This window comes from Halorussus pelagicus, from assembly GCF_004087835.1.
GTDB lineage: Archaea > Halobacteriota > Halobacteria > Halobacteriales > Haladaptataceae > Halorussus > Halorussus pelagicus.
The window spans coordinates 2,866,189-2,878,856 of record NZ_CP035119.1; the positions used below are offsets into that span (position 1 = coordinate 2,866,189).

At 63.4% G+C, this 12,668-nt stretch carries 12 protein-coding genes and 1 tRNA gene; 8 read left to right on the forward strand and 5 right to left on the reverse strand.

The genetic code is table 11. The annotated features are described in order from the left end of the window. Nucleotides 1–90: 90 nt before the first annotated feature. A complete protein-coding gene (locus EP007_RS14465; protein ID WP_128478326.1) occupies nt 91–1,119 on the reverse strand; it encodes an LLM class flavin-dependent oxidoreductase in 1,029 nt (342 codons plus the stop codon). Nucleotides 1,120–1,360: 241 nt separating this feature from the next. Here EP007_RS14465 and EP007_RS14470 point away from each other — a divergent pair, with 241 nt between their 5' ends. Continuing rightward, complete coding sequence (locus EP007_RS14470; protein WP_128478327.1) at nt 1,361–1,723, forward strand: hypothetical protein; 363 nt, start codon at nt 1,361–1,363, stop codon at nt 1,721–1,723. 125 nt (nt 1,724–1,848) lie between these two features. Here the strand turns inward: EP007_RS14470 and guaB are convergent, their stop codons facing one another. Then, on the reverse strand, nt 1,849–3,342 hold the full coding sequence (gene guaB / locus EP007_RS14475; RefSeq protein WP_128478328.1) for an IMP dehydrogenase: 1,494 nt from the start codon (nt 3,340–3,342) through the stop codon (nt 1,849–1,851). 479 nt (nt 3,343–3,821) lie between these two features. Here guaB and EP007_RS14480 point away from each other — a divergent pair, with 479 nt between their 5' ends. The 7 genes from EP007_RS14480 (at nt 3,822) to EP007_RS14505 (ending at nt 8,908) form a co-directional block, all read left to right on the forward strand. Then, nucleotides 3,822–4,754 (forward strand): DUF5794 domain-containing protein, encoded by a 933-nt coding sequence (locus EP007_RS14480; RefSeq protein ID WP_128478329.1) that lies wholly within the window; start codon nt 3,822–3,824, stop codon nt 4,752–4,754. 159 nt (nt 4,755–4,913) lie between these two features. Beyond that, on the forward strand, nt 4,914–5,141 hold the full coding sequence (locus EP007_RS14485; RefSeq protein WP_128478330.1) for a DUF5795 family protein: 228 nt from the start codon (nt 4,914–4,916) through the stop codon (nt 5,139–5,141). Nucleotides 5,142–5,187: 46 nt separating this feature from the next. Beyond that, nucleotides 5,188–5,367: transfer RNA gene (locus EP007_RS17610), tRNA-Trp, on the forward strand. Nucleotides 5,368–5,459: 92 nt separating this feature from the next. Next, nucleotides 5,460–5,726 carry a DUF7563 family protein gene (locus EP007_RS14490; protein WP_128478331.1) on the forward strand — a complete coding sequence of 89 codons (267 nt, stop codon included), beginning with the start codon at nt 5,460–5,462 and terminating at the stop codon, nt 5,724–5,726. Beyond that, entirely contained in the window at nt 5,723–6,151 is a 429-nt protein-coding gene (locus EP007_RS14495) for a hypothetical protein (protein WP_208023504.1), read from the forward strand. The genes EP007_RS14490 and EP007_RS14495 overlap by 4 nt, the downstream gene beginning before the upstream one ends. After that, on the forward strand, nt 6,148–7,833 hold the full coding sequence (locus EP007_RS14500; protein ID WP_128478332.1) for a winged helix-turn-helix domain-containing protein: 1,686 nt from the start codon (nt 6,148–6,150) through the stop codon (nt 7,831–7,833). Before EP007_RS14495 ends, EP007_RS14500 begins: the two co-directional genes overlap by 4 nt. Before the next feature lie 586 nt (nt 7,834–8,419). Next, nucleotides 8,420–8,908 carry a hypothetical protein gene (locus EP007_RS14505; RefSeq protein WP_128478333.1) on the forward strand — a complete coding sequence of 163 codons (489 nt, stop codon included), beginning with the start codon at nt 8,420–8,422 and terminating at the stop codon, nt 8,906–8,908. Between the two features lie 60 nt (nt 8,909–8,968). Here the strand turns inward: EP007_RS14505 and EP007_RS14510 are convergent, their stop codons facing one another. From EP007_RS14510 to EP007_RS14520, 3 genes are read right to left on the reverse strand one after another with little or no spacing between them, the layout of a single operon-like run. Then, on the reverse strand, nt 8,969–9,691 hold the full coding sequence (locus EP007_RS14510) for a hypothetical protein (RefSeq protein WP_128478334.1): 723 nt from the start codon (nt 9,689–9,691) through the stop codon (nt 8,969–8,971). Beyond that, on the reverse strand, nt 9,688–9,966 hold the full coding sequence (locus EP007_RS14515) for a hypothetical protein (RefSeq protein WP_128478335.1): 279 nt from the start codon (nt 9,964–9,966) through the stop codon (nt 9,688–9,690). Before EP007_RS14515 ends, EP007_RS14510 begins: the two co-directional genes overlap by 4 nt. A gap of 1 nt (nt 9,967) precedes the next feature. Then, nucleotides 9,968–12,589 (reverse strand): hypothetical protein, encoded by a 2,622-nt coding sequence (locus EP007_RS14520; protein ID WP_128478336.1) that lies wholly within the window; start codon nt 12,587–12,589, stop codon nt 9,968–9,970. Nucleotides 12,590–12,668: the final 79 nt, after the last annotated feature.

Consider the following 12,668-nt stretch of genomic DNA (forward strand, 5'->3'; position numbering starts at 1 on the left):
CGTGCCTCTGAACGTTTCGAACCGACGGTTCGGCGGTGTCTGGCGAGCGTTCGACGGGACCGACCGAACGCGCGTCTCCGGCGTCGCGTCTCAGCGCGGCGAGAGACCGACGCCCTCGGCGAGTAGTTCGTACGAGCGAATCCTGTCGTCGGGGTCCTCGATGAGGTTCTGGACGATTACCTCGTCGGCACCGACGGCGTCGGTCATCCCTTCGAGGAGCGACGCGAGCGTGTCGGGACTGCCGGAAATCGCGCGTGGCCACTCTTCGGGCGCGAGCGAGGCGGGCGTCGGGTCGGGCACGCCCCCGAGTTCGTCCACGGCTTCCTCGACGGTCGGCGGCGGGCCGAAGGCACCGCGTCGCATCCGGCGGTACGCGGCCTCCGACGACGCGCGGAGTCGTGCCGCCTCGCGGTCGGTCTCGGCACAGGCGGCGTTCACGGCCAGCGCGCTGTGGGGGTCGTCCAGTCCGGCGTCGAACTCGGAGGCCTCGAAGTGGTCGTGGTATCTCGCCATCGCTTCCTCGGCCACGGTCGGCCGGATGAACGCCGCGAAGGCGTAGGGCAGTCCGAGTTCCCCCGCGATTTCGGCGCTGGACGGACTCGACCCGAGGACCCACGTCTCGGGAGCGCCGTCGGCCGAGCGGGGAATCACGATGTCGTCGTACGGGTGATCGTCTGGAAACGCCCCGTAGAGGTGTCTCGCGGTCTCCTCTATCTTCTCGGCGTGGTTGCCACTGGTCTGTTGGCGGGGAACGCCCGAGCGCAGAGCGCGGTCCGCCGCGGGCATCCCTGTCGCTCGCCCGAGTCCCAAGTCGATGCGGTCGGGCGCGAGCGCATCAAGCGAGGCGAACGTCTCGGCCACTTTGAACGGACTGTAGTGGTTGAGCAGGACCGTCCCGGAGCCGATTCGAATCTCGGAGGTCTTCGCGGCCAGATGCGAGATGAGCACCTCTGGCGTCGTACTCGCTATCGAGTCGGCGAGTCCGTGGTGTTCGGCGACCCAGAATCGGGAGTAGCCGAGTCGCTCGGCCGCCTGCGCTAACTCGACCGTGTCCTCGTAAGCGTCGGTCGCGGTGCTTCCGGCCCGGACCGGCGCGATATCGACTATCGAGAGGTTCATTATAAGCGTCTCACGGTGATTGCTCCCGGACGCGGTTATTGGTTCCGTCGCCGGGCCGAAGTTGCCGCAAAATCGCAGGAGAAAGCGAAATCGGCGTCCGAACTACGCGGGTGGAGACATCACGAACGATATCGGAGTTCGAGACCGACACCTGCGAGAACTGCGGTAACGACTATCGCACGCCCCCGTAAACAATCCATTTTCATGGAATTGATATCTGCTCGGCGTCGAACTAACCCACATGAAATCGTTCCTGACACGAGTAAAATTTGGTGTAGTCGGGGTGCTTTCCATTATCATTTTTTCCGGAGCTATATTCGTCGGATTCTCTGACACTGGCCCTGGGTTGATCAAAGCCGTTTTGCTCTCAATTCTCATAATTGGATACCTGATATATAAAGCGACATTGGGTCACCTCACTCCTCGACAGGATACCATCCTCACCGGCACGATTAGTCTCCTCGGTTTCGGAATTGTTGCTTGGGAAATATTTGTCAATGGCGATACCGTGAGTCGTGACGATCTCGTCACTTGGGTAGTCCTTTCGGTCGCTATAGCCGTCATCGGTGCATCGACGCTTCTACCGGGTCGCCGCGATGAGTGAGATAGAATAAATTTTGAAGAAGTCCTGCTAGCTAACCCCCAACGGTCTCTTCGTCGTTTTTGGCTCAAAAGATCTCCTCGAGACCACTAAACAGGAGTCGCGGAGATGGTGTGAAGATTCCCGTCTTATTCGCTGGGGCTGTAGTTCGGTGCCTCGTCGGTAATCATCACGTCGTGGGGGTGGCCCTCGGTCTGGCCCGCCGAGGAGACCCGGACGAACTCCGAGCGCTCCTTGAACGCCGGAATCGTCTCAGCGCCGACGTAGCCCATGCCCGACTGCATCCCGCCGACGAGCTGGTGGAGTTCGCTTTCGAGGCTCCCCTTGTAGGGTTCTGCGGCCTCGACGCCTTCGGGGACGTACTCCTCTTCCTCGTCCGGTTCGTCCTTGAGATAGCGGTCGCCGTCGCCCGACTGCATCGCGCCGACCGACCCCATGCCACGGTACTGCTTGTACTTCTTGCCGTCCACGGTGATGACGCGGCCGGGCGCTTCGTCGGTGCCCGCGAAGTACGACCCGAGCATCACCGCGTCCGCGCCCGCCGCGACGGCCTTGATGGCGTCGCCCGAGTACCGAATGCCGCCGTCCGCGATGACCGGCACGTCCTCTTGGACGGCCACGTCGGCAACCTCCGAGACGGCCGTAATCTGGGGCATCCCCGCCCCGGAGACGACTCGCGTGGTGCAGATGGAACCCGGACCGATACCCACCTTGATGCCGTCCGCGAAGTCCACTACGTCCTCGGCGGCCTCGCGGGTGCCGACGTTGCCGACGACCACGTCGGCCGCGACGGACTCTTTGATTTCGCGCGCCCCGTCGATGACGTTGCGGTTGTGCGCGTGCGCGCAGTCGATAAAGAGTACGTCCGCACCGGCCTCGTCGAGGGCGACCGCGCGGTCGGTCTCGAAGGGACCGACCGCCGCGCCGACGCGTAGGTGTCCGTCCTCGTCGCGGGCGGCGTTACCGTACTCGCGGCGCTGGAGGATGCCCTGCATCGTGACGAGACCCGTCAGACGGTCCTCGTCGTCCACGATGGGCACGCGCTCTATCTTGTGTTCGTACATCAGTTCAAGCGCCTCGCGCGGCGTAACGTCCTCGGTCGCCGTGACGACTTCGTCGGTCATGGCCTCGCGGACCTCGTCGCGGTCGCCGACTTCCAGATAGGGTCGGATGTCGGTGCCCGAGATGATACCCAGCACCTTCCTGTCGTCGTCGATGACGGGAGCGCCCGAGACGCCCTGTCGGTCCATCATCGTGTCCACCTCGCGGACAGTCTGGTCGGGAGCGGCCGTGACGACATCGCGGATGACGAGTTCGTCGGCGCGTTTGACCCGTTCGACTTCGGCGACGGCCTCGTCAACGTCCAGATTGCGGTGGAGAACGCCGAGACCGCCCTGTCTGGCCATGGCGATGGCCATCTGGCTCTCGGTTACGGTGTCCATAGCCGCGGACAGAATGGGAACGTTCACGTCCACGTTGGTCGAGACGCGAGTCGAAACGTCGGCCTCGTCCGGTTCGACGCGACTCTCTTTCGGTCGTAGAAGTACGTCGTCGAAGGTCAACGCCTCGGGTACGCGGAGTTTGTCGGTGAACTGCCCCGTTCGCTCAGAATCTCTCTCCATGTAAGACGAAGGAAGTCCCCCGTCAAAAACGTTGCGAGATACTGCACGTTCTCCTGAGGCTGGCGCCGTCAGTATGCATAGATATGTAACACAGTTGTAACTCGGTTTCGTCGGTGAACCCAGAACACCTATTCAAAATCGTAGAAATTCGGCGTGTTAAAACTAGGTATCGAACATACTACTTAAACCAAATCTATAATGTTCTTTTGAATGTGGTTCTCTCTCACGCAACGTTTATGCTGGAAACTCGTCTTGTTACGAATATGGACGCTATCAGTCCCATCGCAGCGCGTACTGCAGGCCAGACGACTGCTGTCTCCGGCAGTTCCTGCAAACCGATTTTTGCGATGGGGTTCCTTACACTGGTAGCAAATCTCTTCGTGGGACGGCGATGGGACCTCGGCGACGCCGGTCATCGCAGGTACCGCGGCTATCAACACCGTTCGGCCGATGGATACGGCCACGCCAGTTAGTGTCCGATGAGTAGTTCACAACATCCAGTCGCCCTTCGCTTGGAGCGGCAGGTAGGCGGGGCGACGAAATTGCTCGCCACCGTCATGGGGCTACCGCTGGTTGACGGCATCTTTCCTGCGCTCGTCCTCGCAGGCGGCGTGGACAGCCTCACGGGGATGCTACAGGTCGGTCTACTCGTCTTCGGGGGGAGCGCCACCGTCGCGGTCATCCTCGCCGAGATGGACGGCACGCCGCGCGAGCAGGCCGGAACCGTGCTGACGGTCGGCATCGGTATCATCGCGCTGGCGGCGGTCGAGGCCGCGTTCGCGCCGACCATTGAGAGCGTCCTCGACACTGAGACGTTCACGCGGTTCGCCGCGCTGGTCATGCTGGCCATCGCCGCTAAGACCGCGAGTTCCCGCATCGGGGAGTACCTTCCCGGTCCGGGCGTCATCGTCGGTCTTGGGATGGTTGCCACCTTCCAGCCCGCCGGGTTCGAGTTGGCAGTCGTTGACTACGACCTCATCCTGCGGGCCACCGCGGCGGCGGCCAGCGGTGTCACGTTCGCGCTCCTCGTCGCACTGACCTCGCCGTGGCTCCGCGAGGTCGTTGACATCGACCGCTTCCGCTTCGGGAGCGCGGTCGCGCTGGGCGTCCTGCCGCTGAGCCTGCTCGGACTCGCGCCCGGCAACGCGCCGCTGGCGGTACTGGCGGTCACCAGCCTGCTCGCGTTCGACCCCGGCGAAGGCACTGCCGAGGACGCCACCGAGGACGACGACGCGACCACGGCCGTCGAGGCGATGAACGCCGAGACGACCGCAGACGCGACCGACTCGGCGGCGACTCCCGACTCCGCACAGGCCGTCGCCACCGATGGCTCGGGCGGGTCGAACTCCGACGACGCGGGCTACGGCTACCCCGGCGAGGAGGACGACGACGAGCGCGAACCGTGGCTCTGAGAGACCGCTGACTCGCTGATTTTTGCACTGTCGCAGTTCGACATCGCTTCGACAGCCATCGATTTTGTTTCGATAGCACTTGATTCCGCTCCGACACCATCCGCGTCGTCGCGCTCCGCGACGGGAAAGCTTACCACCGCGGACCTGCTTCGGTGGAACATGGCCGACAACCGTGTCGTGCAGGGTCGCATGGTGACGCCCAAAGCTCTCGCGGAACTCGTCGAGGGCGAGGACGTGATGGACGCCGAAACTATCTCGGAGACCGACCGCGAATGTCCCGACTGCGGCGGCGACGTTCTCGAAGTCGGATACATGCCGAGCGTGACTGAGTTCGTCACCGGGTGGAAATGCCAAGACTGCGACTGGGCCGACACCGACCGCGACTGAGAAAAATCGAAACCCCTTTACGGCGAATGGACCAACGAATTCGTGCGGGGTCGTGGCCAAGTCAGGGATGGCGACTGACTCCAGAGGCAACGCGCCCAGGACGAAACTCCAGCTGATATACCGAGCGACCGACTGATCATCGGTCCGCGACGACGACCCTCTGGAGTTCCGAGGCGCACACACCGGAGATATCAGTCGATCGGGGGTTCAAATCCCTCCGACCCCACTCCGTAAAAAACAATTTCGGAACTTTTTGCCGCTACTTACCCGAGGTAAACCCGGTAGCGACGGCTGTCGTCCAACGGGGGTGCCTCGGTAATGGCGGTTCCGTTGCCCGACGCCAACGGCGACTGTCGCACCTGCGAGTTCTGTGACGCCCACGTCACCCCAGAGTTCCGCCGTAGCTACGGGACCGCCGACAGACGCGCCCTCCGGTGCCCCGAGTGCGACTCGTGGGCGCGAATTATGCGCGGGTCCGCGGCTGGTAAGGACGTAGACCACCCCGACCCGCAGGAACACAGCGGGCGGAACGGCGGCGTCGAACTCCGTGGCCCGAAAGTAACGGACGGAGGGCTAAACCGATGAAGCGGACCGGTCTCGGTCACTTCGACGTTGCCGCGAAGACCGTCCTCCGAGAACGCACCGAGGACGACGAGGGCTATCTCATCTGTCCCGAGTGCGGAACGCCCGTCGGGAACTCCCTCGGAAGCCACGAGGTCGCCCAGCCCGACGTAGTTGACGACGACCTCGCCGACGCTATCGGCGACGTGCTGGTCACGCACGGCTGGGTGTGCGACCGGCACCCCGGCTACGAGGTCGTCATGCCGACGCCCGTCGGGTCCCTCTCGGTCGAGGAGGCCGTGAACTCCGGTTGGGTCGGCGTCCGCGTTCGTTTCGCCGACGAGTTCGTTCGGACTGTCGCCACGCCCGAGAAAGAGACTCGTCGAGGCGAGGTAGACGATGTGTCTACCGACGCTCGCGGCGAGACTGAGGAGGCTGGTTCCGCGTGAGTCTCGACACGCCGTCGAGCGCGGGCGTCGTCTCGCCCGACCAGTACGTCTCGGATGTGACCGACGCCGAGACCGACCGGTTCCCCGAACCGCGCGCCCACGGCGCGAGTATCCAGAACGTGCTGAACGACCTCGCGCCCTCCGACCGGGACAAGCGCGGTCTCGACCGCGGCACGCTCTACGACCACGCGGTCCACTACTGGCGCGAGAACGTCGAGGACCACGACCGCGAACCCTACGTCGCCGCCGAACCGTTCGACGCCGACTGGCTACCCGAGGACGGACGCTTCGCACTGGTCGTCAAGTCCTCCGGATGGAAGGCTGGCTACGGTCTCGGCGACGACTACAGCCAGTTCTACGAACACCACGTCATGCTCCGGCGCATAGTCGAGACGAAGAACGGGACCAAACTCAAGAAGCCACCACTGGCGCTTCACGTCGAGGTCCAACCCCAGTTCCGAGACCTCGTGTACTCGGACGGGAACCCGCTGGAGTGTCCCCACGGCGAGGGCACCCGACTAAAGATTTGGACGACGTGGGCCGAACAGCCCGAGGACGCCGAGACCCGCGCCTACGACGCCCTACGCGCGGTCTACGGCGACGTGTTCGACGTAGACGACCAGAACCCGAACTCCCGGCGCGTCGCCAAAGCCGAGGCGCACGTCCGATTCGCTCACGAGAAGATGGGCAACGTCGTGGAAGCGCTCGACCAGTCCCGTCAGTTGGTCGCCTACGGCGGCGAATCCGAGATTGAAGCGCACCAGCGCCGCCAGCGCGAGGGCTACCTTGAGGCGTTGGTCGAGTCCGACCGCTGGGACCTCCTTGGGTTCCCCGACCAGCCGTTCAACACCGGGCTGAAGGTCTACCGCCGGAAGGACTGGCACACGCTCAGTCCCGAGAACCCAGCGTTTCACCCGAAGCTGGAGGCGTTCTTCGCTGGCGTCGAGCGCGGGGAACTCCCGCACGTCTCGGAGTGGGATAGCGTCATGGACCACCTGCGCACGATGTGCGCGACTCACGCGCGTTGGGCCGGGCTGGAACGGTCCGACCTCGTAGAGGACGACTTCTTCGACGGCGCGCTCGCGCCCGAGTACGAGTTCGAGCGCCCGACCGGGCGCAAGCACATGCTTCGCCAGCGCTACGAGGAGGTCGCTACCGAGGTCTACCGCGAGGCGCTGAAACCGAACACCACGGCCGTCTACGACCTCATGAAGGTCGTCGCGGAACACCGCGGGGCGAACTACGACACGCTGGTCGAGGAGACCGGACTCGCTCGCTCGACTGTCCGGTACCACGTCGCCCGGCTGGAGGACGCCGACGTGTTCGTGAAAGTCGAGAAGAACCCGGTCCTCGTGGCGTTCACCGCGCCGCTGGCCCGCGAAGAGGCCAGCGACGTGCTGGAGGAGGTCCACCTGGACGACACGCCCGAGGATCGCGCGGACCGCGCCGACGACCGGCGCGAGGCCCGCCACGAGCGCCAAGAGCGCCGTGATGACGACCTCGACCGCAAGACCGAGGAGGACGCCGACCCGGACGCCAGCGGCGAAGACGACCTCGGGTTCCGCTATCTCGCGCACGTTGAGGCGAGCGCCCACGACCTCGCGTTCCTGCGCGACCGCTCAGAACTGGGCGAGCGTGACGTGCGCGTTCGCGCCGACGAACTCCCGCCGGACCTCCGGTAGCGAGGTCTCGGTCCGGGTTCGCTCTTTCTTGTAGTGGCGACACTGATTCGCGTCGGCCGTTTCGCTATACGATTCGTCTACTTCTGGTCGCGGGCAACGCTTTCATATATTCTTTCTAACCTCTTTTACTTTCACTTGGGTGTTACCGAGCGTTTCCGGGTCCAATTCGACCCAGTTTTCCGAGAACTGGGCGGGTCGTCGCCGGGTTCGTACCGTCCGATACGCGGCGCGTGGGCGTCCGAGAACGCCGTCGAGGACGCTTCGGGAGCGCACCGACATTGCCGCACCGCCTTAGGGTAGTGCCCCTAAGGGGGAACAGAAGGGTTACGGCGGCGCGCAGAGCGCGCGCCGCCTACCGCACCGCGACCGACAGTCGAACCGGCGCGTCACGGGTCAGGGACCAGATACACGGAGGGGTAGTAGAAGTTGAGAACCCGCCAACGCGGTTTGTCAAATTCGCTTACGGGGCTCGAAAGTCTAACTCCAAACAGCTATTGTGAAACATATGATGGCTTCGATGATTTAGTAGTATTCTGTACAGATACCCGTAACTACACTCATCAGTCGTTGAATCCAAATTATCGGTATGGACTGGCAAGGTCACAACCGGTGGGCGAAGAAGTTAGGAATTTCAGAGGAGGTCGCTCAGAGCGTGAACAGAATAATAGACGAAAGAGATAGTAGCACCCTTCCGGAGGAATACTGTAATATTGTAAGTCAAGTAGCACGGCAATTTCAGACAAGTGAGGGAGCGAAAAGCGGAAACAGTGCCTTGCATATGGTCATTTCAAAAAACGTCAAAGAAAGCCACGACGCTGGAAGAAGAAAGACGACACGCGGGGATATAGCCGCTGAAATCAATAAAAAGGCAATGAGAGAGATGGGAGAAGATTATCTTAAGGCTTGGTACCTTCATCACCATCTTGACTACCTCTCCGAGAATAAGAATAGAGGTAAGAGCGTTGAAGAGTTGCTTTCTGAACACAAAAATCAGTATCCCAAAACCCACTCCAGAAATATCCGGGATTTCTTGCTCGAAGAAAAGAACGAGATTAGGAGTGAACTAGACATTTGAGATCGTATATACGTCCACGTGAGGATGGGAGATTTATCCGTCCGCTATTTCCTTGTAGGGCTATTCGGGCAAGTCGAGCCAATCGCGCTCAAACTCTCCCCGGTACTGTTTAAACGCGAGCGCGACGCCCACGGGCACGTAGAGGACCGAGAGGACCCACAGGACCAACGCCCCGAGAAGGCCGCCTATCGGCCACTGTCCGGCCGCCGCGAGGACCAGCGAGACCACGGTCCCCGCGAACCCCGACGCCGCGAGGAGTCGGTTCTGGCGGTCCTCGACCCAACCCAGCCACCGCGCGAACAGCGGTTCGGGCCGGAGTTCCGCCCGCGTCCACGACGCGAACCCGCCGACGTGCGGTGCGAGCGCGAACGCCCAGTCGGGCGGGTCCGCGTCCGGCGGCGCGGGAAAGCGCGTCCGCGGGTCGAGCGCCCACGCGACCGTGAGGACGAACGCCCACGCCCGGACCCACGCGCTCCAGCACGTCCGGACGCACTCGCGGGCCGCCGCATAATGCGCGTCGGCGCGGTCGCGCCAGTCCGCCCGTCCGTCCGGGTCCGGGTCCGCGGTCGCGTCACCGCGGGCGTCCGAGCCAGCGGGCGCGAGTTCGTCCGCGAGGGCCTTCGCCCGCGAGTGCGCGACCGCCAGTTCGTCCGCGAGGTCGGGCGCGTCCGGACGCTCGACTCGACGACCCGAGGTAGACGAATCGCCTACCGAGTCGCTCTGGTCGTCTTCTTCGCCCACGTCGTTCAGCCAGTCCGCGAGGTCGCCGTCTTCGACCGTCACGGAAGACCACCCCAGTCCAAGAGGGCCAGCCCCTCGCGTCCAAGGTCGAGGAGCGGTGTCGGGTCGAACGCGCCCACCGCGGCGAGAACTCCGAGGAGCATCACGAACAGCCCCAGCGTCCCGAGAAGCGACGCAACCGCCTCGGTCCGGCGAAGCCACCGCCCCGCCAGAATCAGCGCCAGCCACGCCGACGCTTCGAGGAACCGCGCCTCGACCAGTCGAACCACCGGGTCGAGGACGCCGCCGAGACCGACGCCGAGTTCCGTCCCGACCATCTCACTTCCCTCCTCGGATTCGCAGAATCGTGCGGTCCGGCGAGGTGAACTTCCGGACCAGCCGGAAGACGCCCCACAGTCCGACGAGTCCGCCAGCCAGCCACAGGAACCGCGAGACGCCGCCGAGACCCGCCGCCAGTTCTTCGACCACACGGGCGAACGCCCCCGAGAGAACCCGCGGCGCGAGGCTTTCGAGCGCGACCACGAACACCAACCCGAGGACGCCGCCGCTCGCCCATATCGGCACGCCGCGCCGACGCGCGAGCAGGCCGACCCCGAGGATAACGACCGCGCCAGCGCCCAGAACGAGGAGCGGGTTCGCCAGCGGGTCACTCGCCACCGTCTTCGCGGTCTCCAGCGGCAGGGTTCCGCCGCCGCCGTCGTCCGAGGACGACCCGCCGGAATCCGCAACCGCGATTCTCAGAAGGTTCGACTCGTCTGAGTCGAGAGAGAACGCGACTGGCGACCCCGACACGCTCGGGTCTTCGACGCGGCCGTTCGACTCGGACACGAGGTCGTAGGACGCGCCGGATTCGCCGCCGTAGTAGTCGAGACCGACCGAATCGCCCGCGACCGTACCTTGTCTAATTCGGAACCTCGGTTCGTCCGGGTCGGCGACAGAAACCACCACGTCGTTTTGCGGGTCCGCCCGGAGGTCGAGCGTCCGGACGGTCGCACTCCCGCCCTCGGGCGCGTTCGGCACGCGCACGTACTGAGACGCCCCGCCGTCCGCGATACGGGCGCTCGCGCTCGCGTTCTGATACGACGGGTCCGCGAGGTAGTGAACCCACTCGCTCGACGCCGTACCTGACACGTCGATTCGGAACTCCTCGCCGCGCGAGACCACTTCGAACGTCGTGTTCAGCGCATTGCCCTCAGTCGTCGGGTCCGTGACCCGAATCGCCCCGTTTCGAACTCGCACCTTGCTCCCGTCGGCGACAACCCTTGTCGTCGTGCCGGGGGAAAGGTCGCCAAGACCGACCTTGAGCGTGGTCGTGTTGCTCTTGAAGTGGCTCCACGTCGGCGCGGTCTTGGTCCCGTTAATATAGACCGTGAGGTCGCGGTTCGAAACTACGTTCCCCGCGAACGGAATTTCGAGTGTCGCGTTCTCCGACATATCTCCCCACGTTTTCGATACGTTGTAGCGTTCGGACCACGATTCCCCCTCGTATTTGACTGATTGGTCGTCGCGGGCACTATGCGAGTAGTCGAGACCAACACTCCCGGCCGCTGTCGAGACCGTGACGGTGTTCTCGCCCGACTGAAGCCATGCGGAGTCCGTAGAGAGACTAACCGTCTCACCAACGGATAGACGGCCCGGATAGCTTGTCTCGTTGCCATTGACCTCAACCGTTGGAGATTCAGTCTCAATCCGCTCCTCTGCACTCAGCGACCAATCCAGCGACCCATGCGAACCGGAAGTGTCGAGCGAGGACACGCCTGCCGAGAGGTCCACCGCGCGGGTCTTTGTCTCGCCGCCGGAGAAATCTCCGAGTGAGGCCGTCGTTCCGTCGGAAAACGCCACATCGACGTTTTTCGGAGCCGGGCCGCGAATCTCGATGTCTTGCACCCAGATGTCCGACCCGCTTTGAGTCCCGGAGAGGACGAACTGAACGTCCTCACCTGTCGGTACGTCCGATAGCGAGGACGAGAACGTCGTTGCACCCATGCCGTCGAAATTCACCGACCCGAGATAGTACCAGTTGCCGTTAGTTACAGCGTAGCCCTCGAAGTAGGAACTTCCGTCCGAGATGTGGGATTCGACCTGAATCGACGCTCGCGCTAGATTCGACGGCGGCGAGGAAAACGTTGCAACCGTCGTGTTCCCGCCCTCGTTGATCGCTTTTTGCCCGTCGTCGCCCCAGTTGCTCCGCTGGATTGGCTGTTGTCCGGTCACGGTTAGCTCCGGTTCTCCTCCAGCGGGACCGCTCGGCGCGAGGTTTCCGCCGACTGAGATTGACGCCGAGTCACCCGGCGAAAGTGAACCTGATTCGTTCGACCATGCGGTCGTCTCGACGCCAGTCAGATTAATATCGAAATCGCTGGCGGAGTCGAGTGACTGTAACTGATATTGGTAGCTTGACCCGTCAGTCGCCGGATTTCCCGAAAGCGAGACTTCGCCAGTGAACGTGATAACGTTGTCCGAGAATTTCGGTATCTCGACCACGATGTAGCCGGAACTCGTCGTCACCGGCTCGCTCCAGCGAGACCCGTCCTCGTGAACGCCCTCGATTTGGTCCGGCAGATAACCAAACTCGTCACGGACCTCCGAGGCGTTAATTGCGATTCTCCGTCCATCATGCACCGAGTCGTCACGAATCACGATTGCGAGATTGCCGACGCCTTCCGCGACCGTTGCGTCCGGTCCGAGTGTTTGTTCGGCGTCCTCGGGCGAGGTGAGGATGAACTCGGTTGTCGCGGCGTGGTCGGACGCCAGCACGTCGCCGCCGGTCATGTTCGACGCGCGGAAGGGAAACGAATCGCTCGCTGGCGTTCCTTGCTCGACGTTCTGGTCCGGAATCGCCACGAATCCCGGCGGCATGTCCGGCGTCGCGGACGCCGCCGCGGTCCCCGCGAGGAGGTGCGGTGCGACCGCCGACGCGAGCAGAAGACCAACCAGCACCAGCGCCAAAACGCGTCGGTTTCGCCCGTCAGATACCCCCCTCGGGGGTTTGCTCCTATAGGACTCTAAGTACGCGCGC